Origin of the sequence: Novosphingobium sp., from assembly GCF_041915465.1 — a bacterium.
Classification (GTDB): Bacteria; Pseudomonadota; Alphaproteobacteria; order Sphingomonadales; family Sphingomonadaceae; genus Novosphingobium.
Genome location: NZ_JAYSBK010000046.1, coordinates 1 through 25,010, shown reverse-complemented (window position 1 = coordinate 25,010; position 25,010 = coordinate 1). Strand labels below are relative to the sequence as shown.

The 25,010-nt window shown below is 64.7% G+C and carries 19 protein-coding genes, 1 tRNA gene and 1 pseudogene; 13 read left to right on the top strand and 8 right to left on the bottom strand.

The window, feature by feature from the left end:
- Positions 1-217 (bottom strand): annotated as a pseudogene (locus ACE3SN_RS09675) (hypothetical protein); the annotation flags it as partial.
- A 230-nt stretch (positions 218-447) separates the two neighbouring features.
- Between ACE3SN_RS09675 and trpB the strand changes: the two are divergent.
- The 4 genes from trpB (at position 448) to ACE3SN_RS09655 (ending at position 4,803) form a co-directional block, all read left to right on the top strand.
- The gene (gene trpB / locus ACE3SN_RS09670) at positions 448-1,665 is read left to right on the top strand and encodes a tryptophan synthase subunit beta (protein WP_374529548.1); all 1,218 of its coding nucleotides are present in this window, start codon (positions 448-450) and stop codon (positions 1,663-1,665) included.
- 175 nt (positions 1,666-1,840) lie between these two features.
- A complete protein-coding gene (gene trpA / locus ACE3SN_RS09665; protein ID WP_374529546.1) occupies positions 1,841-2,626 on the top strand; it encodes a tryptophan synthase subunit alpha in 786 nt (261 codons plus the stop codon).
- A 9-nt stretch (positions 2,627-2,635) separates the two neighbouring features.
- Positions 2,636-3,484, top strand: coding sequence for an acetyl-CoA carboxylase, carboxyltransferase subunit beta (accD, locus tag ACE3SN_RS09660; protein ID WP_374529544.1), 849 nt, complete (start codon positions 2,636-2,638; stop codon positions 3,482-3,484).
- 11 nt (positions 3,485-3,495) lie between these two features.
- A complete protein-coding gene (locus ACE3SN_RS09655) occupies positions 3,496-4,803 on the top strand; it encodes a folylpolyglutamate synthase/dihydrofolate synthase family protein (RefSeq protein WP_374529542.1) in 1,308 nt (435 codons plus the stop codon).
- A 4-nt stretch (positions 4,804-4,807) separates the two neighbouring features.
- On the opposite strand, the gene ACE3SN_RS09650 is transcribed toward ACE3SN_RS09655, so the two are convergent.
- The gene (locus ACE3SN_RS09650; RefSeq protein ID WP_374529540.1) at positions 4,808-6,169 is read right to left on the bottom strand and encodes an MFS transporter; all 1,362 of its coding nucleotides are present in this window, start codon (positions 6,167-6,169) and stop codon (positions 4,808-4,810) included.
- 64 nt (positions 6,170-6,233) lie between these two features.
- Here ACE3SN_RS09650 and ACE3SN_RS09645 point away from each other — a divergent pair, with 64 nt between their 5' ends.
- From ACE3SN_RS09645 to rsmD, 3 genes are read left to right on the top strand one after another with little or no spacing between them, the layout of a single operon-like run.
- The gene (locus tag ACE3SN_RS09645; protein WP_374529538.1) at positions 6,234-7,394 is read left to right on the top strand and encodes an aromatic ring-hydroxylating dioxygenase subunit alpha; all 1,161 of its coding nucleotides are present in this window, start codon (positions 6,234-6,236) and stop codon (positions 7,392-7,394) included.
- A gap of 31 nt (positions 7,395-7,425) precedes the next feature.
- Positions 7,426-8,589, top strand: coding sequence for a pseudouridine synthase (locus ACE3SN_RS09640; protein WP_374529536.1), 1,164 nt, complete (start codon positions 7,426-7,428; stop codon positions 8,587-8,589).
- Positions 8,586-9,140 (top strand): 16S rRNA (guanine(966)-N(2))-methyltransferase RsmD, encoded by a 555-nt coding sequence (rsmD, locus tag ACE3SN_RS09635; protein ID WP_374529534.1) that lies wholly within the window; start codon positions 8,586-8,588, stop codon positions 9,138-9,140. Before ACE3SN_RS09640 ends, rsmD begins: the two co-directional genes overlap by 4 nt.
- On the opposite strand, the gene ACE3SN_RS09630 is transcribed toward rsmD, so the two are convergent.
- A complete protein-coding gene (locus ACE3SN_RS09630) occupies positions 9,112-10,398 on the bottom strand; it encodes an MFS transporter (RefSeq protein WP_374529532.1) in 1,287 nt (428 codons plus the stop codon). The genes rsmD and ACE3SN_RS09630 overlap by 29 nt on opposite strands.
- A gap of 83 nt (positions 10,399-10,481) precedes the next feature.
- On the opposite strand from ACE3SN_RS09630, the gene ACE3SN_RS09625 reads away from it, so the two are divergent.
- Together ACE3SN_RS09625 and ACE3SN_RS09620 are read left to right on the top strand one after the other, a co-directional pair.
- A complete protein-coding gene (locus tag ACE3SN_RS09625; protein WP_374529530.1) occupies positions 10,482-12,767 on the top strand; it encodes an ATP-dependent helicase in 2,286 nt (761 codons plus the stop codon).
- A gap of 244 nt (positions 12,768-13,011) precedes the next feature.
- Positions 13,012-16,584 (top strand): autotransporter domain-containing protein, encoded by a 3,573-nt coding sequence (locus ACE3SN_RS09620; RefSeq protein ID WP_374529529.1) that lies wholly within the window; start codon positions 13,012-13,014, stop codon positions 16,582-16,584.
- A gap of 58 nt (positions 16,585-16,642) precedes the next feature.
- Here ACE3SN_RS09620 and ACE3SN_RS09615 read toward each other — a convergent pair whose 3' ends face one another.
- From ACE3SN_RS09615 to ACE3SN_RS09605, 3 genes are all read right to left on the bottom strand, one after another.
- Positions 16,643-17,170: a hypothetical protein gene (locus tag ACE3SN_RS09615; protein WP_374529528.1), complete on the bottom strand. Its 528-nt coding sequence runs from the start codon at positions 17,168-17,170 to the stop codon at positions 16,643-16,645.
- Between the two features lie 159 nt (positions 17,171-17,329).
- Positions 17,330-18,760, bottom strand: a complete 1,431-nt coding sequence (locus ACE3SN_RS09610; RefSeq protein ID WP_374529526.1) for a DEAD/DEAH box helicase — start codon at positions 18,758-18,760, stop codon at positions 17,330-17,332.
- Between the two features lie 108 nt (positions 18,761-18,868).
- Positions 18,869-19,432, bottom strand: coding sequence for a hypothetical protein (locus tag ACE3SN_RS09605; protein ID WP_374529524.1), 564 nt, complete (start codon positions 19,430-19,432; stop codon positions 18,869-18,871).
- Positions 19,433-19,540: 108 nt separating this feature from the next.
- Between ACE3SN_RS09605 and ACE3SN_RS09600 the strand changes: the two genes are divergently transcribed.
- Together ACE3SN_RS09600 and ACE3SN_RS09595 are read left to right on the top strand one after the other, a co-directional pair.
- Complete coding sequence (locus ACE3SN_RS09600; protein ID WP_374529522.1) at positions 19,541-21,001, top strand: FAD-binding oxidoreductase; 1,461 nt, start codon at positions 19,541-19,543, stop codon at positions 20,999-21,001.
- Between the two features lie 99 nt (positions 21,002-21,100).
- A complete protein-coding gene (locus ACE3SN_RS09595; RefSeq protein WP_374529521.1) occupies positions 21,101-21,880 on the top strand; it encodes a SapC family protein in 780 nt (259 codons plus the stop codon).
- Positions 21,881-22,190: 310 nt separating this feature from the next.
- On the opposite strand, the gene ACE3SN_RS09590 is transcribed toward ACE3SN_RS09595, so the two are convergent.
- Positions 22,191-23,159 (bottom strand): N-formylglutamate amidohydrolase, encoded by a 969-nt coding sequence (locus tag ACE3SN_RS09590; protein WP_374529519.1) that lies wholly within the window; start codon positions 23,157-23,159, stop codon positions 22,191-22,193.
- A gap of 176 nt (positions 23,160-23,335) precedes the next feature.
- On the opposite strand from ACE3SN_RS09590, the gene cpdR reads away from it, so the two are divergent.
- Together cpdR and ACE3SN_RS09580 are read left to right on the top strand one after the other, a co-directional pair.
- Positions 23,336-23,710, top strand: coding sequence for a cell cycle two-component system response regulator CpdR (gene cpdR / locus ACE3SN_RS09585; protein WP_374529517.1), 375 nt, complete (start codon positions 23,336-23,338; stop codon positions 23,708-23,710).
- A 70-nt stretch (positions 23,711-23,780) separates the two neighbouring features.
- Positions 23,781-23,855, top strand: a tRNA-Val gene (locus ACE3SN_RS09580).
- 136 nt (positions 23,856-23,991) lie between these two features.
- Here ACE3SN_RS09580 and ACE3SN_RS09575 read toward each other — a convergent pair.
- Positions 23,992-24,756, bottom strand: a complete 765-nt coding sequence (locus ACE3SN_RS09575; protein WP_374529516.1) for a crotonase/enoyl-CoA hydratase family protein — start codon at positions 24,754-24,756, stop codon at positions 23,992-23,994.
- Positions 24,757-25,010: the final 254 nt, after the last annotated feature.

The window sequence follows — 25,010 nt, the reverse complement described above, 5'->3', positions numbered from 1 at the left end:
TGGTGCCGCTTTCGCCGATCTTGTCGCCCGACACTTCGACACCGGCGAAGGTGTTTGCGCCAAGGTCGAAGTCGTAACCGGCAGCCGCGCCCCAGGTGTCCTGCGTGGAACCATTCGACCAGATCACACCGCCGCGCGCTTCGACGCGGGCTTCGTTGGCCATGGCCGGGGTCGCGATCGCCAGCGAGGCGAGCAGCGGGAGAAGAACCTTACGCATATGTAACTCCTTGATCATTCAGCCCCTCGAAAGGGGACGAGGGCCAAGTAGGAACCCCAAGCTGTCGCCCAGATGAACTCACTGTTCAGAAATTTCGAATGGTCAAATGTATGTTGCAAATCTGCAACATATTCGTTCATTTTGCAGCAATATTTGTATCCAATCGGCAGTCCCGAAACCCGCTGAATCGCTGGACTTCACGGTCCCATTCTGCCAAGCGCGCAAGCGCTATGACCGTCACGCAAACTCCCAATTCGTTCCGTAACCAACCCGACAGCCTTGGCCATTTCGGCCAATTCGGCGGGCGCTATGTTGCCGAAACGCTGATGCCGCTGATCCTCGACCTTGAACGCGAATACAACGCGGCCAAGGCCGACCCTTCGTTCCAGGCCGAATTCGACGACCTGCTGGAACACTACGTCGGCCGCCCCAGCCCGCTCTACTTCGCGCCGCGCCTGACCGAAGAACTTGGCGGCGCGCAGATCTGGTTCAAGCGTGACGAGCTCAACCACACGGGCGCGCACAAGATCAACAACTGTATCGGCCAGATCCTGCTCGCCATGCGCATGGGCAAGACCCGGATCATCGCCGAAACCGGCGCGGGCCAGCACGGCGTTGCCACCGCCACGGTCTGCGCGCGCTTCGGCCTGCCCTGCACCGTGTTCATGGGCGCAACGGATGTGGCCCGCCAGGCCCCCAACGTGTTTCGCATGAAGCTGCTCGGCGCGGAAGTGCGCCCGGTGACCGCCGGTGCGGGCACGCTGAAGGACGCGATGAACGAGGCGCTGCGCGACTGGGTCGCCAACGTGCACGACACCTTCTACATCATCGGCACCGTGGCTGGTCCGCACCCCTATCCGGAGCTGGTCCGCGATTTCCAGAGCGTGATCGGCAAGGAAGCCCGCGCCCAGATGCTTGCCCGCACCGGCCGCCTGCCCGACCTGCTGGTCGCCGCGATTGGCGGGGGCAGTAACGCCATCGGCCTGTTCCACCCCTTCCTCGACGATCCCAGCGTCAAGATGCTCGGCGTCGAAGCGGCGGGTTACGGCCTCGACAAGGATCACGCCGCCAGCCTTGCGGGCGGACGCCCCGGTATTCTCCACGGCAACAAGACCTATCTGCTGCAGGACGATGACGGCCAGATCATCGAAGGCCATTCGATCAGCGCCGGGCTGGACTATCCCGGCATCGGCCCGGAGCACGCGTGGCTCAAGGAAGTGGGCCGCGTCGATTACACCAGCGTCACCGATGACGAGGCGCTTGATGCCTTCCAGCTGCTGTGCCGCACCGAAGGGATCATTCCCGCGCTTGAGCCGAGCCACGCGATCGCCGCCGTGAAAAAGGTCGCACCCACGATGCCGAAGGATGCGATCATACTCGCCAACCTATGTGGACGCGGGGACAAGGACATCTTCTCGGTCGCCGAACACTTGGGGGTGACGCTGTGAAGTGGATTCTCCTGCTTCTGATCGCCATATCAGGGGCGCTCTTAGTTGGCAGGATTTCGGCAATTCTTGGCGCATCGGATGATGCCCGCAATTTCTTGACGACATTGTTCGGCACGATTTGCGGAATGTTTCTGCCTCGTACATCTCTATTTTCTTCGATCGGTAGCCGCTCAAAATGACCCGCCTCGAAAGCGCCTTCGCCAAGGGCCCCGCCCTCGTCACCTTCATCACCGGCGGTGACCCGACGCCCGAAGCCACGCCCGCCGTGCTTGACGCGCTGGTCGAAGGCGGCGCGGATGTGATCGAACTGGGGATGCCCTTCACCGATCCGATGGCCGACGGCCCCGCAATCCAGAACGCCAACTTGCGCGCGCTGGGTGCCGGCACCAAGACCGCCGACATCTTCCATATCGCGACCCGCTTTCGCGAAAAGCATCCCAACGTTCCGCTGGTGCTGATGGGCTATGCCAATCCGATGACCACGCGTGGTTCGGAATGGTTTGCTGCAGAGTGCAAGAAGGCCGGCGTTGACGGCGTGATCTGCGTCGACATTCCGCCCGAGGAAGACGCCGAGCTAGGCCCGGCCCTGCGCGCAGTGGGCGTGTCGCTGATCCGCCTCGCCACGCCAACCACCGACGCGGCGCGGCTGCTCGCCGTGCTCGAAGGCTCGTCGGGCTTTCTCTACTACGTCTCGGTCGCCGGGATCACCGGGATGCAGCAAGCCGCGCAAGCCTCGATCGAGGAAGCCGTCGCCAAGCTCAAAGCCAAGGCGACGATCCCCGTCGCGGTCGGCTTTGGCGTGCGGACCCCCGAACAGGCCGCTGCGATTGCCAAGGTGGCCGACGGTGTGGTCGTCGGCTCCGCGCTGGTCGATCTGGTGGCCCAGCACGGCGCCAATGCCGCCGGACCTGTGCGTGACTTGACCCGCGCGCTTGCCGACGCGGTCCATTCTGCGCGATAGGAGTTTGACATGAGCTGGTTAGATCGCGTCCGCAAAGCGTTGCCCTTCGCCGAGAAGCGCGACACGCCCGACAACCTCTGGATCAAGTGCCCTTCGTGCAAGGAAATGCTCTTCACGAAGGAGTACGAGGAAAACCAGAGCGTTTGCCCGCGCTGCGAACATCACGGTCGGATCGGCGCCGACGCACGCTTTCCCCAGTTGATGGACGCAGGCTTCTGCGTGCTGCCAGCGCCCAAGGTCAAGGAAGACCCGCTCAAGTTCCGGGATCAGAAGAAGTATCCCGATCGCCTCAAGGCCGCCCGTGCCGCCAACCCGCATCCTGATGCGCTGACCAATGCGCTCGGCACGATCGGCGGGCACAAGGCCGTGCTGGGCGTGCAGGACTTTGCCTTCATGGGCGGGTCGATGGGCATGGCCGTGGGTTCTGCCTTCGTTTCCGGGGTCGACCGCGCGATCAAGGAAAAGTGCGCCTACGTGATCTGCACCGCGGCTGGCGGCGCGCGCATGCAGGAAGGGATCCTGTCCCTGATGCAGATGCCCAAGACCACCGTCGCGATCCGCCGCCTGCAGAACGCAGGCCTGCCCTATATCGTCGTGCTGACCGATCCCACCACCGGCGGCGTCACGGCGAGCTATGCCATGCTGGGCGATGTCCACATTGCCGAGCCGGGCTGCCTGATTGGCTTTGCCGGCCAGCGCGTGATCCAGGACACGATTCGCGAAAAGCTGCCCGAAGGCTTCCAGCGCGCCGAATACCTGCTTGAACACGGCATGATCGACATGGTCGTGCATCGCCACGCGCTCAAGGAACGGCTGGCGACGCTGCTCGACTACCTGGGCGCGGCCAAGGCGGCCTGAGCGCGCCTGCAATGCGCGATTTCGCCGTATCAGACCACCCGCGCGTCCAGGCGCAGCTGGACCGGCTTGGCGCGTTGACCCTGCCGAGCGGGCGGCTTGGGCTGGAAGTGATCCACGAACTGCTGGCGCGCCTGGGCGATCCCCACAAGCGCCTGCCGCCGGTGTTCCATGTGGCCGGAACCAACGGCAAGGGTTCGACCTGCGCCTACCTGCGCGCCATGCTGGAAGCGCAGGGTCTAACTGTCCACGCCGCCACCAAGCCACACCTCGTGCGCTATAACGAACGCCTGCGCATCGCGGGCAAGCTCGCCAGCGACGACCAGCTGGCCGACCTGCTGCAGCAGGTGCTGGATGTGGGTGAAGACCTCTCTCCCAGCTTCTTCGAAGTCACCACGGCGGCGACATTCCTGGCCTTTGCTAATTACCGCGCCGACGTTTGCGTGATCGAGGTGGGGCTTGGCGGGCGCTTCGATGCAACCAATGTGCTCGATGGCCAGGCCGCCTGCGGGATCGCGTCGCTGGGGATTGACCACGAGGCGTTCCTGCTGGTGCCCGAGGAAGGCGTTCCCACCGAGCCGCTGTGCCGGATCGCGTTCGAAAAGGCTGGGATCGCCCGTGCCGGCGTGCCGCTGGTGACGCAAAGCTATCCCGATGCGGTCGTGAAGACCGTGATCGAGCAGGCGATAAAGGTCGGCGCGAAGACCGCGATCCGCGGGCTCGACTGGTTTGCCGAGGTTGGCGAAACCATCGCCTATCGCGACGCACAGGGCGAACTGGAACTGCCGCTGCCCACGCTGGTCGGCACCCACCAGGCCGACAATGCCGCGCTGGCCGTTGCCATGCTGCGCCACCAGTCGCAGGTCGAGGTATCGGCCAAGGCCATGGCCGAAGGCATCCGCGCTGCGCGCTGGCCCGCCCGCATGCAACCGCTGAGCGAAGGTCCGCTGACCGCGCTGGTACCGGGCCGCAAGGTCTGGCTCGATGGCGGACACAACGTCGATGCCGGCCTCGCGATTGCACGCCATTTCAAGGACGCGCCCCCGTTCCATCTCATCACCGGGATGCTGACGAGCAAGGACCCGTCGGCCATCGTGAAGCCGCTGGCGGACCAGCTGCTGACCCTGTCGGTCGTCCCCGCCCCCGGCCACGATGCCCACGCGCCGGAAGACTTCGCACCCTTTACCAACCTGCCGGTGCGCCCGTTCGGCGGCATTGAAGCAGCGCTTGCCGCGCTGCCGCCAGAAGGCGACGTGCTGATCTGCGGTTCGCTCTACCTTGCGGGCGAGGTGCTGCGCCTGAACCGCGAGTTTCCCGACTGACGGATCACTGCCGCGTCTCCGGGTCGCCGTCATTGCCGCCGCCTGCCGTGCCCATTGCGGCGTCGATCAGGCCTGCGCGGCTCATCCACCAGAACAGCACGATGCCCGGCACCGCCAGCAAGGTGGTGAACAGGTAGAAGTTCACATAGCCCATCTGCTCGATCATCGCGCCCGCCGTGGTCCCGGTCACAAACCGGCCAACCACGCTCGCCCCGGCCGAAATCAGCGCATACTGTGCCGCCGTAAAGCGCAGGTCGCACAGCGCCGAGAAATAGGCGACGACCACGACCCCGCCAAAGCCCGAGGCCGCATTCTCAAACCCGATCGCGCCGGCCATGCCAAGGTTCGAATGGCCCGCCGCCGCCAGCGCGGCAAAGCTGAAATTCGACACGCCCATCAGCACCAGCGCGACCAGCACCGAGCGTTTGAGCCCCATCTTCGCATAGGCAATGCCGCCAATGAATATGCCGATCAGATAGGCCCAGAAACCCACGCCGACGTCGTAGATCGCGATCTCGTCATTGCTGAAGCCAAGATCATCGAACAGCAGGCGAAAGGTCAGGTTTGCCAGAGTATCGCCGATCTTGTGAACCAAGATGAAGGCCAGCACCAGCCAGGCGCCGTTGCGCTGGAAGAACTCCGCGAACGGTCCGGCGATCGATTGCCAGGCTTCGGCCACGCCCTTGCGCGCGGCGGGTTCGCGGTGGCGCGCAGGCTCTCCCATCAATATCGCGGTCAGCATCGCAGGGACGGCAAAGGCGGCACAGGCGATATAGGCGTTTTCCCAGCCCGACCGCGCCGCCATCACCAGCGCCAGCGCGCCCGCCCCCGCCGAACCGATCCGCCAGCCATATTGCGACATCCCCGAACCCACGCCCAGCTGGTAGGGCTTGAGCGTCTCGATCCGGAAGGCATCGATCACGATGTCGAACGTTGCCCCGGCCACGCCGACCAGGATCGCGGCCGTCGCGGTGGCCGCGATATCGGCCTTGGGGTCGATCAGCGCGAGGTTGATCACGGCCGCGATCACGCCGGTTCCCGCCACCAGCATCCATGACACCCGCTGCCCCAACCGCCCGATCAGCGGCAGATGCACCCCATCGACGATCCAGGCCCAGAACACCTTCAGGTTGTAGACCAGAAAGGCCAGGGTAAAGGCGGTGACGGTCTTCTTGTCGATCCCGTCCTGCGCGAGCCGCGTGGTCAGCGTCGCGCCGATCATCGCATAGGGAAAGCCGGACGAGACCCCCAGGAAGAACGCCGAGAGCGACTCCTTCTCAAGATAGGGGTGCAGTGCCGGAATCCGTTTGGCCAACAGGCCGATCAGGACCACTGCCCCAAGAATGATCCAGAGAGTGGTCGACATGTCTGCGTTCCCTGCCTTTCGATTTGCCGCGAAACTAACGGGGAAATGCGTTATGCCTAGCCCCATGGAGAGGATAGCCACAATCCCGGGCCGTCAACCGACGGCTGGTCAGCTTGCCCTTGCCCGGCAGATCGCCGATGGCTGCACCGGGGCGACGCGCGGAATTACAAGGGTTCCGGCCGCGATCTACACCGATCCGGCCTATTGGACCGACGAGAAGGCGCTGTTGTTCGACCGCGCGCCGCAGGTGCTGTGCCCTTCGGCGCTGATCCCCAATCCGGACATGAGCGTGCCGCACGATGCCTCGGGCAAGCCGCTGCTGATCACGCGCGACAGCCAGCGCAAGGCGCACGTCTTCCTCAACGTCTGCCGACATCGCGGCACGCGGCTGGTCGAGGGCAATGAGGTGCAGTGTTCGCGGCGCATGACATGCCCCTATCACGCCTGGACCTTTGCCACCGACGGCCGCCTGCTTGCCCTGCCCCGGCCCGATACCTTTCCGGGGCTCGACAAGGCCGATCATGGACTGGTCGAACTGCCCAGCTGCGAGGCTGGCGGCCTCATCTGGTACGCTCCCGGCTGTGCGCCCGATTTCTCCGATGCCCAGGCCATCGGTGCCGATTTCGACGCCTTTGCGATGCGCGGATCACACCTGTTCGCGCGCAAGACCCACGAAGTCGCGTCCAACTGGAAGCTGATCATGGATGCCTTCCTTGAAAGCTACCATGTCGCCCGGCTCCACGCGGCGACGATTGGCCCGTTCTTCAAGGACGGCGTGACATCCGGCGACGAGATCGGCCCGCACCGCCGCAGCCTGGTTTGCCGGGCCGAGGAGATGGCGGGCAAGGATCTGGCCGACATGTCGGTGCTGCGCCGGCTCGGCACCTTTGCCTATCAGCTGTTTCCCGGTACGGTGATCGTCGCCAGCCCCGACTACATCAACATCATGACGCTCTGGCCCCAGGGGCACGACCGGACCCTGGTCGAAGATTTCATGCTGATCCCCGAAGCCCCGCAGAACGACAAGGCGCAGGACCATTGGGAGCGCAGCTGGAAACTGCTCGACGGCGGCGTCTTCGCCAGCGAAGATTTCCGCGCCGCGGCCCTTGGCCAACAGGGGCTTTCCTCTGGCGCGATCAGCGAACTGACGCTGGGCACACTCGAAGGCGGCATCCGCCGCTTCCACGAGATCTGCGAGGAGCAGATGGCGGCCGCGCGGGGGTGACGAAAGGCGCATCCTCGCCTATGTGCGGGACATGAACTCCCCCGATAATTCCAAAGATGGCGCCCGCGCGGGCGAACGCATCGCCAAGTTGCTGGCGCGTGCCGGCATTGCCAGCCGCCGCGAGGTTGAGCGGATGATCGCCGAAGGCCGCGTCAAGCTGAACGGCGAAGTGCTCGACACCCCAAACACCGTGCTACCCGGCCTCAAGGGCATGACCGTGGACGACAAGCCGGTGAAGGCCGCCGAAGCCGCGCGGCTGTTCGTGTTCCACAAGCCCGGTGGGCTGATTACGACAGAGCGCGACCCGGCGGGCCGCCCGACGATCTACACCGCGCTGCGCAACGCCCTGCCCGAAAACGCGGGCCGCGTGATGCCGATCGGCAGGCTGGACTTCAACACCGAAGGCCTGCTGCTGCTGACCAACGACGGTGAATTGAAGCGCGCGATGGAACTGCCCAAGACCGGCCTGCCGCGCACCTACCGTGCCCGCACCTTTGGCGACATCACGCAAGAGCAGCTGGAAGAGCTGATCGAAGGCATCGAGATCGACGGTGTGCGTTACGGCAAGATCGACGCCAACATGGAGCGCCGCACCGGGCGCAACCAGTGGATCGAAGTGACGATCACCGAAGGCAAGAACCGCGAAGTGCGCCGTGTGCTTGAATACCTCGGACTCGAAGTCAGCCGCCTGATCCGCACCGCCTATGGTCCGTTCGAACTGCTCGACCTGCCGCGCGGCCAGGCCGTGGAAATCCGCCAGGTCGAGGTCGAGCGCCTGCGCAAGTCGCTGCTTGGCGGGGGCGAGGCCTACGTTCCGCTATCCGCGCCGCAGCAGGCCCGCGCCCGCATTTCGCGCACGCGTTCGCCCGGCGCCCGCCCCACCGCGCGCCGTGCCGAGGATCGCCGCTCCGAAGACCGCAGGCCCGGTGGCGAACGGCCCAAGGCAGCGCCGCGCCGGGATGAGCGCAGTGCCGAGCGCAAACCCATCGAGGGCAAGCTCAGCCCGCGCAAACCTGCTGGCGGCAGGCCCGAAGGTGGCCGGACTGAAGGTGGCCGCTACAATTCCGAGCGCCCTTCTGGCGGGCGTTCTGGCGCGCGCTCAGGTGGGCCTCGCTCCGAAGGGCCGCGCTCCGGCCCGTCGAACTCGCGCGGTCCGCGTAATCCCGGCCCGAACAAGGGCGGTCCCCGCCGATGAGCCTCAGGATCATTTCAGGCGAATGGCGCGGGCGCAAGCTGCAGGCGCCGCAGGGCGACACCACCCGCCCCACCGCCGACCGCACCCGCGAGACGCTGTTCTCGATGCTGGTCTCGCGGCTTGGCGATTTCGAAGGACTGGCCGTGGCGGACCTGTTCGCCGGTTCCGGTGCGCTGGGCCTCGAAGCCCTTTCGCGCGGGGCTCAAAGCTGCATTTTCGTGGAGCAGGATGCGCCCGCGATTCGCGCGCTGCGCGCCAATATCGCCAACCTGCAGGCCACCGGCCGCTCGGACGTGCGCGCCAGTTCGGTGCTGGCGCTGGGTCCGGCCAAGGCGCCGCTTGACCTGATCCTGCTCGATCCGCCCTATGACAGCGGCGCGGGCGCAGTCGCGCTCGACAAGCTGCAACGGCTCGGCTGGATCGGCGATGCGACGTGGATCAGCCTCGAAACGGGGCTGAAGGAAGACCCGAAGATCAAGGGACTTGAGGCCGTGGCCGAACGCAAGGTCGGCAAGGCCAAGCTTACCCTGCTGCGGAAGATCCAGCCGTAGCGGCCTGATACTTGCGCGCCCAGATCACGCCGATCAGCGTCAAGGCACCCGCCGCCGACATGAACCAGCCCGCCCCGTTGGCAAGCCCGCGCGCGGCCAGCGCCTGTGCCGCGATCGGGGCCAGCGCGCCGCCGATGATCCCGCCAAGGTTAAAGGCCAGCGAAATCCCGCTGTAGCGCACCGTGACGGGCAGCAGGCTGGGCAGCCACGAGCCGAGCGGGCCATAGACCAGCCCCATCGTGAACAGCGCGGCGGATAGCGTGGCGAAGACGATCCACAGCGATCCCGATTGCAGCCCCGCACCGAACACCAGCCCCATCAGGATCGTGGCCAAGGCGCCCAGCAGCAGCACCCTGCCCGCGCCGATCCGGTCGGCCCGGATCACCGCCACCGCGATGCCAGCCGCGAAAAAGCAGTTCGCGCCAAGTTGCACGCCGAGGAACGCCTCGCGGCTGTAGCCCAGCTTCGTGGTGCCCAGCGACAGGGCATAGGCGGTTGAGAGATAGAAGATCGCGAAACAGGCCACCGCCCCCGCCGTTCCCGCCAGCACCGCGCCAAGGTGCCGCGAAAACAGCACCGCTACCGGCACGGCCGGCGGCGCTTCCTTTTGCAATGCCTCGCGGAAGGCCGGGGTTTCCGCGATCCGCAGTCGCACCCACAGCCCAAGGGCGACCAGCAGCGCGCTCGCGAGGAACGGGATGCGCCAACCCCACGCCTTGAAATCGGCGTCGGACAGGACCAGCCCGAGCAGCAGGTAAAGCCCGTTGGCAAACAGGAACCCCACCGGCGCACCAAACTGCGGCGCTGAGCCGAACCGCGATTCCCAGCCCTTGGGCGCATATTCGACCGCCAGCAGCGAAGCCCCGCCCCACTCCCCGCCAAGGCCGAAGCCCTGCCCGAAGCGCAAGATGCACAGCAGCAGCGGCGCAACCCAGCCCACCATCGCATAGGTCGGCAGGAAGGCAATCAACAGCGTCGACAGCCCCATCAGCATCAGCGACGCGACCAGCGTCGACTTGCGCCCGATCCGGTCGCCGTAATGGCCGAACACGACCGCCCCCACCGGCCGCGCGAAGAATGCGAGGCCAAAGCTCATGAACGCGAACATCGTCTGCGCGGCCTGGCTTTCGGCGGGGAAGAACAGCGGCCCGAACACCAGCGCGGCGGCAGTGGCATAGACGTAGAAGTCATAGAACTCGACCGCCGTGCCGGTAAGCGCGGCGGTCAGGATGCGGGCATTGGCGCGGATCGGATGCATGGCGGCGATGCGTTGCGGCTGGCGGCGCACATGTCAATGGCTCACCCTTGCCCTCGCGGCAAACGTTCCCTAGTTGTTCGCGCGTGTCCCAGCTTTCCGAATCCGCTCCCGACCCGCTGCTTGACGGACTGAACCCGCCCCAGCGCGAAGCCGTGCTTGCCACCGAAGGCCCGGTGCTGATGCTGGCCGGGGCCGGCACCGGCAAGACCGCGGCGCTCACCGCGCGGCTCGCTTACCTCGTGCGCCAGCGGCTCGCCTGGCCAAGCGAAATCCTCTGCGTCACCTTCACCAACAAGGCCGCGCGCGAAATGCGCGAGCGCGTCGGCCAGCTGATCGGCCCGGCGGTTGAAGGGATGCCGTGGCTCGGCACGTTCCACGCCATTGCCGCCAAGATCCTGCGCCGCCATGCCGAACTGGCCGGACTGCAATCGAACTACACGATCATCGACACCGACGATCAACTGCGCGTGCTCAAGCAGTTGATCCAGGCCGAGGGACTGGATGAAAAGCGCTGGCCCGCGCGGCAACTGGCGCAGTGCATCGACCGCTGGAAGAACAAGGGGCTGAACCCCGCCGATCTCGATGCGGTGGAAAACGAAGCCTATGCCAATGGCAAGGGCCAGCGGTTTTACCAGCTTTACCAGGACCGGCTGAAGGCGCTCAACGCCTGCGATTTCGGCGATCTGCTGCTCCACACGCTCAACCTGTTCCGCACCAATCGCGAGGTGCTGGAACAGTACCAGCAGCGCTTCAAATACGTGATGGTGGACGAATATCAGGACACCAACCAGGTCCAGTACCTGTGGCTGCGGCTGATCGCCCAGGCGCGCAAGAACATCTGCGTGGTGGGCGATGACGACCAGTCGATCTATTCATGGCGCGGCGCAGAAGTTGCCAATATCCTCAAATTCGAAAAGGATTTTCCGGGCGCGAAGGTGATCCGGCTGGAGCAGAACTATCGCTCCACTCCCCACATTCTCGCCGCCGCGTCCGGGCTGATCGACGCCAACTCGCAGCGCCTTGGCAAGACGCTGTGGACCGAGCGTAACGGTGGCGACAAGGTTCGCGTGATCGGCGTTTGGGATGGCCCCGAAGAAGCCCGCCGGGTGGGCGAGGAAGCCGAACGGCTGGAGCGTGAGGGCGCCAGCCTGGCCGAAGTCGCCGTGCTGGTGCGCGCCCAGTTCCAGACCCGCGAACTGGAAGATCGGTTCATCGCGATCGGCCTGCCCTACAAGATCATCGGCGGCTTTCGCTTTTACGAGCGCGCTGAAATCCGCGATGCGCTCGCCTATCTGCGGATCGTCACCCAGCCGTCCGATGATCTCGCGTTCGAGCGGATCTACAACACCCCCAAACGCGGCCTTGGCGACAAGACGCTGGAAAAGCTGCACCGCCACGCCCGCGCGCGCGGTGTGCCGCTGAGCCTTGCGGCAGTCGAGATTACCGATACCGACGAACTGCCCGCCCGCGCGCGCGGCACGCTGCTGGCGCTGATGCGCGACGTGGCGCGCTGGCGCGATGTGGCCAAGACGCTCGCCCCCGCCGAACTGGTTCGCACGATCCTTGAGGAGAGCGGTTACACGGCTGCACTCCAGGCCGAAAAGAGCGCGGAGAGCGCAGGCCGGCTCGAAAACCTCGCCGAACTTGCCCGCGCGATGGAAGAATACGAAGCGCTGGGCGATTTTCTCGAACACGTCAGCCTGGTGATGGACAACGAGGCGGCGAGCGATGCCGAAAAGCTGACCATCATGACGATCCATGCGGCCAAGGGGCTGGAATTCGACAACCTGTTCCTGGTCGGCTGGGAAGAAGGCGTGTTCCCCTCGCAGCGCGCGATGGACGAAGGCGGGCTCGCCAGCCTCGAGGAAGAACGCCGCCTTGCCTATGTCGCAATCACCCGCGCGCGGCGGCGCTGCACCATCCTGCACGCGGCCAACCGGCGCATCTATGGCCAGTGGACCAGCTCGATCCCCAGCCGCTTTATCGCCGAACTGCCGGAGGCCCATGTCGAGCAGGAAACCACCCTGTCCGGCGGGGCCTCGCTGTGGCGGGCGCAGTGGTCGGAAGCATCCGATCCCTTTGCCCATGTCGCGCGCGACCGTCCCGAGCGCGCCGGCACGCGAGGCCCCGGCTGGCAACGCGCCGCACAGCGCGACTACGATCCTGCGCCGCGCCGGATCGCCGAGCCTTCGCGCTCGGCAGCCAGCTTTGCCGCCAAGCCCCGCCGCGATGTCGCGATTGGCGCACGCGTGTTCCATGAGAAGTTCGGCTACGGAACGGTGGCCGCGCAGGAAGGCAACAAGCTGGAGATCGAGTTCGAGACGGCCGGCCGCAAGCGCGTGATCGACAGTTTTGTCACACTTGCCTAACTCTGACACCCGCCATTCATGTAATTATATTGCTTATATATGCGCTAATTTACTAAGATAGTTGCGCAACGCTGGCTTGGTAACGAAAGTTTCAAACAAATTTGTAAGCTGGCAATACAGTTGCCCGGGAGGGCGAAATATGTATTGGACCCAAGCCCTAACAAATTAAGGACATTTATTCTTAGACACTTCCCTCTTTGAGAGAATTGGTGCAACTTTCGCCCATCCTACAAGGGGGATACCAATGACTGATCGTTCTACGAGTCGTTTCGGCCGCCGTGCCGCTTTGCTCACTTCATCCGCCCTGGTGCTGACCGCACTCAGCCAGCCTGCATTTGCCGAGGAAGCACCCAGCGGCACTCCGGAAGCCTATGGCGTGACCACTTCGCTCGGCACGCCAAGCGGCACGCCCGAGGCCTATGGCGTAACCACCACGCTCGGCACTCCCAGCGGACAGCCAGAGGCTTATACCGACCACACGATCACCTCGATCAACAGCCTCGATCCGCAGATCCTGATCGCCAACCCCGGCACGCCAACCACCGCGCTCGACAATGGCGTCAATGTCACTGGCGTTGGCCAGATGACGGTCGATGTCGGCGGCGGCTTAATCGGGCTGTGCACCGGCACCCTGATCAACCCGCGCACGGTCATCTTTGCCGCGCACTGCGTCAACGATGAAGACGCGACCGCCTATGGCGCCAATTCGGGCGGCACGCCGATTTCGTTCGGCTTCTCGTCGTACAACCTGCCCGCCCTGCGCGCCTGGTATTTCTCGACCATCGGCGGCGTGGCAAACCCCGATTATCACGCCACCAACGTGGCCAACTACCTCTACAACGTGAACCAGGTGGTCTATAATCCGGCCTCGCTGGAACCCGATGCGGCCCACTTCCTTTACGGCGACGTCGCGATGGCGACGCTCGACACGCCGGCCGCCAACGTGCCGTTCTGGGCGATGCTGTTCGAACAGCTTCCTGCCCCGTCGGAAATCGGCGCCAGCGGCACGGGCTATAACGTGCAGATCGTCGGCTATGGCCGCAATGGCACCGGGACCACCGGCTCGAACGGCGGGATCGACTTCCGCCGCCGCGCCGCGGAAAACATGATCGGCGCGCTGACCGACCTCGACACCTTCGAAAACTGGTTGTTCGGCACCAGCGGCAGCAGCAATCCGCAGAACCTCTACTGGATCGACTTCGACGATCCGCTTCGCGGCAATCTTGGTGCCAGTCCGTTCGACTTCAACGCCTTCCGCGATCCCGCCCGCGTGACCAACGGCACGCCGACCGAAGGCATTACCGCCAGCGGCGACTCGGGCGGACCGCTGATCCTGCAGAACTTCTCGAAGGCGGTTGTGCTCGGCGTGCTGTCGGGCGGCTATACCCGCTTCTTCAATGGCCAGCCGGCCAACGGCTATGGCACGGCCAGCTTCTATCAGCCGCTCTACCTCTATTGGGACTGGATCGCGGCCAACAACCCCTACCATTACGTCTCGGCCAAGGCTGGCGATGGTTCGTGGACCGACCCCAATCACTGGGTCACCACCCTTGACCCGTCGTACATGATCCTGAACGGAACCGGCACCGACCTCGTCAACGGCTTGCCGACCACGCCGGGCGGCGGCTCGACGGGAACCAGTGGCGACTTCGGCCAGATCTGCTTCGAGCAGCCTGGCGCTGGGGTCTGCTATGACACCGCGACCGGCAACGAATTCACCACTCCTGGTCTGGGCAGCCCCGGACCGGGCAATACTGCCGGTGTCGCCAGCAATGATGCCGCGACGGTCTCGATCGAATCGCTCGGAACCGGCGGCACCGGCAATCAGCGCTTCGCCGGCGCCACGCTGGAATCGCAGGCGGCAGCGCAGGAAGCGCCCTCGCTTCCCGCGCCGACGCTGGCCAACGGCCTGCCGGGTGCGACCAACTTTGTTCCGAACAATTCGGACCCGGTGCGGGTCGAGGGCATCCTCGGCAAGTACTATGACGTGACGCTGGCCAACACCGGCATCACGACGCTGTCGGGCGCGAACATCACGATCGACCGCCTGACCATCGGCACCGCCGGTGCGGGCCTGGTGATCACCAACACCGGCACGCTTACCTCGCTGATGAACATCAACCACCTGGCGGGCGTGGTTACGGTGAACGGCACGCTTTCGTCGGTGGGCGATTATTCGTTCCTCGGCGGTGCGATTCTCGGTTCGGGCCGGATCAACGCGCCTTACCTGACCAGCGTTCTGGGCAGCTTCGTGCCCGGCACGCAGACCAGCATCGGCACGCTGACCATTGGCGGCAACCTGGTGATGTCGTCGGGCACGGGCTACTACCTCAATCTTGGCAGTGCTTCGGGTTCGTCGGACTTGCTCAAGGTGGTGGCCAACGGCACCAGCACCGGCCAGGCCAGTGTTGGCGGCTCGCTGCTCCTCAGCCCGGCTTCGGGTGCGACGGTCAAGGCGGGTAACCTCTATACCATCCTCACGGCCGAGGGCGGGGTTTCGGGGGCGTTCAACACGCCTGCCGCGATCAGCGCAATCCTGACCCCGACGCTGATCTACAGCACCAATGCCGTGCAGCTGAAGGTCGTTGCGGGCAGCTACCGCAATGTCGTGAACAGCTCGTCGCCGGTGCAGGTGGCCTTTGCCACCCTGCTCGACCACAACCGCGCTTCGGGCACCCTGCCCGGGATCTTCACGGTTATGGACCTTCAGGATGCTCCGACGATCCGCTCGGTGTTCGAATCGTGGGCGCCGCGCACCGAAACGCTGTCGACCGCGATGGGCACCGTCGCGCTTGACAGCGGCAACCGTCTGATCCGCCAGCGCCTGTCGAGCCTCCAGCCCGGCAACCTTGGCGGCACCCTGGCCTATTACGGCCGGCCCAACCGCATGGCCGCCAATGCCATCGGTTCGGCCCAGTATGGTCCGATGTTTGCCGCAAGCCAGGATTCGGCTGCGGAAACCGCTCGTGAAGAAGGCAAGCTGCCCGAAACGATGAGCGGCTTCCTGGCTGGTGGCTATATCGACGGTGACAGCCTGCCAATGGCGACCGCCCTGCCCTATGGCGGCCGCGACCAGTTCGATGGCTGGTACATCGCCGGCGGTATCGAATCCGAAATCGGCGATTCCGCGATCATCGGTCTGGCGCTGTCCTATACCGATCTCGACGGCAAGACGTCGGCCGGTGGCGGTTCGGTCAAGGGCTCGTTGACGCTGGGCACGCTCTACTGGAAGTCGAACTGGGATCGCATCTACTTCGACGGCCAGATTGCTGCGGGTTCGTACAAGGCCAATACCACCCGTCCGGGCAACCTGCCGGGCACGCCCTACACGCTGACCTCGAACACCAGCACGCTGGCTGTCTCGATGGAAAGCAATGTCGGCGCGATGTATGGCAGCAGCGGCCTGCAGTTCGGCCCGAAGGTCGGCTTCCGCTATAGCCGCTTCTTCTACGATAAGGCTGCCGAAGTTGGCGGGCCGACCGCGATGGTCTTCAACCGTCACGATCTGGAAAGCGTCCAGGGTCGCGCCGGCTTCGTGCTGGAAGGCTCGGGCAAGCTTCGACCTTCGGCCTCGGCCACCTATGTCCACGACTTCAGCGATCATCCGGCAACCTTTGCCGGTGCCTTCGTTGGCGGCGTGCCGACCGTGTCGATGCCCTTTGCCCTGGCTGGCCAGGACAAGGACTGGGGTGAACTCTCGGCCGGTCTGACCTACACCACGGGCCGTGTCGCCGTCTCGGTCAGCGCGGACACCACCGTTGCCCGCGACGACGTGCGCAACCAGGCCTATCGCGCTTCGATCAGCCTCAAGTTCTGATCGCAGTCACGGCTTGAACAAGAACCGGGCCTTCCCTTCGGGGGAGGCCCGTTTCGTTTCAGATATTGGAATCATACCGCGGCGGCATACGTGCCAGCACACTCGAACTTGGCAAAATCCAGAAGTCAGCTCCGCCGATGACTTGCCAATGGCCAGCATGATCGCGGCGCATGTGGATCACGAAACCCCGAGATCCATCGCTGCCGTATGTAGCATCGAACATCGCAAGAACCGCATGGCCGGACGAATTATCGACCAAAGGTGCCGAAAGCGCCACGATGTTTGCCGTAAATCGCCCTGTCTGCGCATCTCTAAGCGCGATAGCCTGCCTTGCAGCCTCTGGTCCTATCGAAACGCCGGGTAATGCATCCAGCCTCTCAAATTCCGGACAATCTCCCAGTGCTGCGAGTTCGGTCCGGCTTGTCATGTCTGCAAGCAAGCCCGGCGGTGCGCTGCGCACAGGAATCCAGTCCTTCACGTCAGCTCCCAACTTGCGAAATTCAAGATGAGGCTGCCGATCGATTGGATCGATCTGTTTCGTCGTGTCTCGCATCAACACGACCGGATCGCCTTGCATTTCGCGCACGTACCATTTGGCAAAATCGACCGCGACTTCACAAGCCTGTCGCGATCGGACGCGCTCTTGAAACCCCTCGTCACATTGACAGGCAGCGAGAGCCAGAAGGCCAATTGAAACTATGCCGGATCGCATGGACGCGAGCTTAGCGTCCAACGCAAATCGTTACTACAGCGCCGATACGCCTAGGAATCCCGGGATCGGACCGTTCCATTCGCCCGGCTTGCTCGGCGGCTCGTCATCGTCACGGCGGCTGCGCGGTTCGCGGCGGGGGGCTGCAGCGCGTTCCTCACGGCGCGGGGCACGCGGCTCGCGGGGGGCGCGTTCTTCGCGCGGAGCGGCTTCCTCGCGCTCTTCCACTTCTTCGCGGCGAGGGGCACGTGCTTCGCGGGGCTTGCGTTCGGCCTTCTCTTCACGTGCCTTGCGGGGGCTGCGTTCGCGCTTCGGCTTTACCTCGCCGGTCGCATCTTCGGCCGCCATCTCGCCGGTCATCTCATAGACCGGGATCTTCATGCCGGTCAGCTTTTCGACGTTGGCGATCGCTTCGGCGTCTTCGGGCGCCACAAAGGTGAAGGCCCGGCCCGTCGCCCCAGCGCGGCCGGTTCGGCCGATGCGGTGGACGTAGTCGTCGGGATGCCACGGCGTGTCGAAGTTGAACACGTGGCTCACGCCCTTCACGTCGAGTCCGCGTGCGGCAACGTCGGAAGCGACGAGGATATTGATCGTGCCTGCCTTGAACCGGTCAAGCTCGGCAATGCGCGATGACTGGTCCATGTCGCCGTGGATTTCGCCCGCCTTGAAGCCGTGGCGCTGCAGGCTCTTGGCCAGTTCGCGCACCGTGGTCTTGCGGTTGCAGAACACGATCGCGGTATTGACGTTATCGGTGCGCAGCAACGTGCGCAGCACATCGCGCTTGGCGCGCGACGTTACCGCCACCTTGTGCTGGGCAATGTTGAGGTTGGCCGAAGCAGGTCGCGCCACTTCGATATATTTGGGATTGCTCAGGAACTTGTCCGCCAGCTTCTTGATCGGCGGCGGCATCGTGGCCGAGAACAGCAGGGTCTGGCGCTGCGGGGGCAGCTTCGAACAGATCGTCTCGATGTCGGGGATGAAGCCCATGTCGAGCATCCGGTCGGCCTCGTCGATCACGAGGAGGTCACAGCCCGTCAGCAGGATCTTGCCGCGTTCGAACAGGTCCATGAGGCGGCCGGGCGTGGCGATCAGCACGTCGACGCCTTCGTTCAGGGCCTTGACCTGATCGCCCATCTGCACGCCGCCGATCAGCAGCGCCATCTTGAGATCGTGATTGGCGCCGTACGCCTCGAAATTCTCGGCCACCTGGGCGGCGAGTTCGCGGGTCGGCTCAAGGATCAGGCTGCGCGGCATCATCGCGCGGCGGCGACCATGGGCCAGAATATCGATCATCGGCAGCACGAAGCTGGCGGTCTTGCCCGTACCGGTCTGGGCGATCGCGATCAGGTCGCGCATCATCAGCACCTGCGGGATCGCCTGGGCCTGGATCGGCGTGGGCGTGTCGTATCCCTTGGCGGTGACTGCCTGGACCAGTTCTTCCGACAGGCCGAGATCGGCAAAATTCATAGGCTTTATGGGTATCCGAATGGTGGAGAGACGCGGGCGCAGGTATTTTGCGCCAATCAGCGCGCGCCCTAGGGCCAAGTGCCCCCGAAAGTCAAGGAAACACGCCGACTAGCGACCGACCTCGACCAGTTCGCGGAAGGAATCGACCTGACAATTGGCTCCGCTGCGCGAGAGCAGCTGGTCGCGGCCGGTGCAGATCAAGCCGTCTTCGTTCTTGGCAACGATGAAGCCGGAATAGAAATCGCGGCTATTGCAGCCCTTCTTGAGCGTTGCGGTGAACATCCGCTGGTCGCGCATGATGAGCAGCAGGCGGTTGCCCGGCGCCGACTGGACACCGAAAATCCCGGCGATCGGCACGCATTTTCCCGCCTTGCGTTCGACAAAGCGATGGCCATCGTTGTCCAGATCGTCGTCGAACATGGTCGGCGGAAGCGGCATGGGGGCCGGGCGCGGGCCTATCCGGACGGTAACGTGCTGTTCGATCCGCACCTGTTTGCCATCCTGCGGGCGATAGCTGGTCGACATCGTGACCCAGGGATCGCCTTCATCCCCCGCCGGGCGCGACATCGGACCCGATGGGACGGCCTCGCGCTCCGCCACCGCGTCGGTGCCCGCAACCGCGACGGGCAGCAGCAACAGGAACGGCGCAAACAAGGCAGCGGCAGGATTCATTAAGCCGGTCAATAACCCTCAGTCTTGAACCACCGCTTAACCCGACTGCGCGCGGTTTCAAGCGGGGACTGGCCGGATAGCCCCGGCTTGTGCCATAGGCGCTGCATAATGAGCACTTCCAAGCGCCCCGACGCTGCCTTTCTCGAGGAAGCCCAGGCCCTGCTCGGCACGCGCGGGCTGACCTGCGATGCCGATCTTGTCACGCCGTGGCTGACCGACTGGCGCGGGCGCTACACCGGCCAGGCGCTGGCCCTCGCCTCGCCCGCAAATGTTCAGGAACTTGCGGCGCTGGTGCAGCTGTGCGGCCGGTATGGCGTGCCGATCGTGCCGCAGGGCGGCAACAGCGGCATGTCGGGCGGCGCGACGCCGGATGCCAGCGGCACGGCGCTGCTCGTCTCGCTGCGGCGCATGAACGCGATCCGCGCAGTCGACCCGGCCGAACGCACCGCCACGTGCGAGGCCGGCGTCGTGCTGCAAGTGCTCCACGAAGCGGCCGAGGCGAAGCGGCTGCGCTTTCCGCTCTCGCTCGGCGGCAAGGGTTCGGCCACGGTCGGCGGGCTGATCGCAACCAATGCCGGCGGCACGCAGGTGCTGCGCCACGGCTCGATGCGCGCACTGGTGCTTGGGCTCGAAGCGGTGTTGCCCGACGGGCGGATTTACGACGCCCTCACCCCGCTCAAGAAAGACAACCGCGGCTTCGATCTCAAGCAGCTGTTCATCGGCAGCGAAGGCACGCTGGGGATCGTGACCGCGGCAACGCTCCGGCTGGTGCCGCAAGTGGCCGAACGGACGGTGATCTGGGCTGGCATGCCCACCATTCAGGCCGCGCGGGCCCTGCTGCTGCATTGCGACGCAGCCTTGGGCGATGCGCTCGAGGGTTTTGAGGTCCTGCCCCAGTCGAGCCTCGAAGCCGTGCTCGATCTGCTCCCGGATGCCCGCGCGCCGCTGGCCGGTCCGCACGCCTGGCATGCCCTGATCGAAGTTGTCGCGGACGTGGCAGGCGCGGCAAATCTTCGCGCCGCGGCCGAGACCATGCTGGCCAGCGCTTTCGAAGCGGGCCTGGTTGAAGACGCGACGATCGCCGCGAACGAGACCCAGGCCGAGGCGTTCTGGAACCTGCGCGAATCCGTCGCTCCTGCCGAACGGGCCAAGGGGCCGGCCGTGCAGCATGACATTTCCGTGCCCGTGGCGGCCATGCCCGATTTCCTCGACATGGCCGTGACGACCATCAAGGCCGAATTTCCGGGTGTTCATGCGCTTGGCTTCGGCCATCTCGGTGATGGCAACATCCATTTCCATGTCATTGCCCCGCCCGGCAGCCAGCGGTCGGAATGGGAAGCCGCGACCGGCAAGGCGATCAGCCGCCGGGTCCACGATCTGGTCACCCAGTGGGGCGGGTCGATCAGCGCCGAGCACGGGATCGGCCAGCTCAAGGTGGACGAACTGGAGCGGCTGGGCGATCCCGTCGCGCTTTCGCTGCTGCGCCAGGTCAAGGCCGCGCTCGATCCCCGGGGATTGCTCAATCCCGGCAAGCTTGTGACGCTTGCACCGCACGGCGCGAGGCCGTAAAGGCGCGCATTCGTGCCGGGTTTGGCGCCGGATTTGGCGTTCGTGCCGAGGCCGTCGATCCGCAGACCTGTCGCATTACGTTTTTTCGGAGAGAAACTCATGGCCAGCGCGCCGCAAGCCGCCAATCTTCCGCTGTTCTACCAGGACATCATGCCGCTCAACAGCCGCGACCACGCGAACTGGCACAGCCGCACGACCGACAATGCCAAGTGGATGGTTGGCCAGCACGCCATTCCGCTGACCGCCGAAGAGTTCGTCCACGCCTCGCGTCACTATCCGATCGTGTTCTCGATCGCCGACCAGCCGGTGCCGCTGGCGCTGATGGGCCTCAACGAAGGCGTGAACACCTTCTTCGACGAAACCGGCAAGCTGCAGGAACCGGTTTACGTCCCGGCCTACGCGCGCCGCTATCCCTTCATGCTCGCCAAGCTGACTCCGGAAACCGAAGAACTCTCGCTGTGCTTCGATCCGTCGAGCGACCTGCTGGGCGAATTCGAAGACGGCAACGCGCTGTTCGTCGATGGCCAGCCGAGCGAATCGTGCAAGGCGACGCTCGATTTCTGCCGCCACTTCGAAGAAGCCGGTTTCCGCACCACCCAGTTCGTCGAAGAACTGATGAAGCACGACCTGTTGATGGATGGCGAAGTCGCGATCCAGCAGCAGGGCAACGACCAGCCCTTCATCTACCGCGGCTTCAAGATGATCGACCAGGAAAAGCTGCGCGACCTGCGCGGCGACGTGCTGCGTTCGATGAACCAGAACGGCATGCTGCCGCTGATCTTCGCCCACCTGTTCAGCCTTGAGCACATGAGCGAGGTGTTCGGTCGCCAGGTCCAGCAGGGCAAGGGTCCGATCCCGGCGCCGGTCGGCGCTGCCTGATCGCTTGCCGCGGCCTCCTTGGGCCGCACCGCAATCCAATTCGCGGCCGCCCGCCCCCTGCTTCGGCACCGGGTCGGCGGCCGCTTTTTTGGAGGCGAAGGCCGTTTGAGGCGATCCAGCAGCCAGTGCTGCGCGTGGCTCTTGTCAGATCGCACAACGAGTCCTATGTTAACTTCCGTTCTGTCGTGCTTCCCTCATGGCTCGGCAGGACTTTGGTGCGCTTCGGCGTACCTCCTCCCTGAACCTTGGCCACCTCGTGCGGAATGCACGAGGTGGTTTTTTATGTTCGATCTGGAATTGGGCGCGCGCGCTATTCGGCAGCGTCAGCCCAGCGGCCCGCCTCGCTCATCCGGCCCAGTTCGGCCACTTCCCCAGCCAGTCGCCGCACCAGACCGGTCAGCAGCCCGACCATCGCGGCAAAACCCTTGCCAGGTTCGACCAGCCGATGATCGAGATAGCTCGACCGGTCTATTTCAAGCTGGATCGCGTGGATGCCATTGGCGGGATCGGCGTGGCGTTCAAGCACATAGCCGCCGGCATAGGGACGGTTGTGCGCCGCACCGCGCCGCATCTCGTTGAAGTAGCCGAAACTCGATCCGACGAGCGAGCCATGGCAGGTGGCACCGAACCGGTCCCCCAGCACGAATTCCGCGCCTCCCTGCCCCCCTCCGGGCGCGCCGCGATTGCCCAGCGGCGGCATCGAGTGAAGATCGATGAGCAATGCCGCGCCCCAACGATCGCGCAGCTGCTGCAGGGTTTCGCTAAGACAGGTGTGGTAGGGCGCATGGATCTGCTCGATCCTGGCGGCAAGGTCTTCTTCATCGTGGCGGCGCTTCCACAGCTCGCCAAGGCCGGGAATCCGGCGCGGGATCAGGCCAAGCCCGCTGCGCACCCGCACGCCGGGCGTATAGCTGCCAATCCCGCCGGGCTTGCCCCGCGTAAACATATCCCAGTCGACTTCCTCGACACCGCGATTGAGGTCGATCATTGCGCGCGGGGCCCGTGCCACCAGCAGCGCCGCCCCGGTCGCGCGGGCAATATGCTCGCCCAGCCGGTCGACATAGCGGTCTTCCAGCTTGAGCGCGGCAAAGCCCGGGTTGCGCAGCCGTTCGATCAGGCTGCCCGGATAGGCTCGCCCGGCATGAGGCACGGCGATCAGCACCGGGACGGAAGACGGATCCGGCGCGTCCAGGCTGAAGGCCGTCATCCCCTGTCCGCCGGGAATTGTGCCGCCTTCCTTGCGGGACGAATCGGGGTCCGGGGTGAATGGAGGTACCATCGGCCTATGCTCGCGCAGATGCGAGTCGGTGTCAAAAAGTTCGCTCGCGTCGGGAACTGTTTCAAACCCGGTCATGGGCAAATTAGAGGCAATCTTGTTAACCGGGATGCGTTATAGGCAGGTCAAATCCGGGCGCTGCCCGGGGAGTCGCAGCACAAGATAATGGACCTATCGCGATGATCCGCATTCTCCTGGCCGAAGACGAAGAGGCGATGCGCACCTATCTGGCGCGCGCACTCGAAAATGCCGGGTATGATGTTGTCGCGGTCGATCGCGGCACCGCCGCGCTGCCCCTGCTGCGCAATGGTGAATTCGACCTGCTGCTGTCGGACATCGTCATGCCGGAAATGGACGGGATCGAACTGGCCCAGCACTGTGCCGAGGTCAGCCCGAAGACTAAGGTGATGTTCATCACCGGCTTTGCCGCCGTCACGCTCAAGGCCAGCCGCGAGGCGCCGGAGGCAAAGGTGCTGTCCAAGCCTTTCCACCTGCGCGACCTGGTGCTGGAAGTTGAACGAATTTTCGGCCAGCAGGCCCAAGCAAGCATTTAACCCCCTTGCATAGCCGGGGGAGCCTCGCTAATGGCGCACCCCTGTCCTGCGGGATGGAGCTGAATGGTGCGGGCGTATAGCTCAGTGGTAGAGCACTATGTTGACATCGTAGGGGTCGCAAGTTCAATCCTTGCTACGCCCACCATTCGGAACCCAGAATAGAAAAAGGCCCCGGAAACGGGGCCTTTTCTGCATTTGCCGTCATCCCGGACCTGATCCGAGATCATCAAAAAGGCCCCGGTTTCCCGGGGCCTCTTCGTTTTCAGTCCTGGCAGGTCGGCTTACTTGCCCTGCCAGTTCGGCTTGCGCTTTTCGGCAAAGGCGGCGGCGCCTTCGCGCGCATCTTCGCTGACGAACACCGGGTTCACGATCGCGCCCTGCTTCTTCCACATTTCCTCGTCGGTCCAGGTGTGCGATTCGCGGATCACCTTCTTCGAGGCGATCAGCGCGAGCGGGCCGTTTTCGGCGATGCGGGCGGCCAGTTCCTTGGCGCCTTCGATCGCCGGGCCTTCGACTACGCGGTTGACGAAGCCCAGTTCATAGGCGCGGGCAGCGTCGATGAAGTCACCGGTCAGCGCGAGTTCCATCGCGATGCGCGGCGGGATCTGGCGCGGCAGCTTGATCAGCCCGCCAGCCGCAGCAGCCAGGCTGCGCTTGGCTTCGGGGATGCCGAACTTGGCGCCCGCGCTGCAGACGATCAGGTCGCAGCTCATGGCGAGTTCCATGCCGCCAGCGAGCGCGTAGCCATCGATCGCGGCGATCACCGGCTTCGACGGGGTCCATTCGGTCAGGCCGCCAAACCCGCGGCCTTCGATGCTGGGGCGTTCGCCGCGCAGGAAGCCCTTGAGGTCCATGCCCGAGCAGAACGTGCCGCCAGCGCCCGTCAGGATCGCGCAGCGCAAGGCAGGATCGGCTTCGAGCCGGTCCATCGCCGCCGCAATGCCTTCGGCCTGGGCCTTGTTCATCGCGTTCTTGGCTTCGGGGCGGTTCATGGTGACGATCAGCACGCCGCCATCGACTTCGGTCAGGACTTCTTGTTCGCTCATCTCGGACATCCTCTTTTCTGGGATTTAATCGTGCGGTTAACGAGGTAAGCCGCGCTCACTCGCCTGTCCAGCCCGAATCGAGAGCCGCTGCCCGCCCCCAAGCTTGCAAGCGAGCGCACCTCTGCTAAGGGGACCGGCGAATTTCCAAGATTCAACGCTTCAAACCTCCCCGGGGAAAGACAAGGCACGATGGGCAAGATCAAGGTGAAGAACCCGGTCGTCGAAATCGACGGCGACGAAATGACCCGCATCAT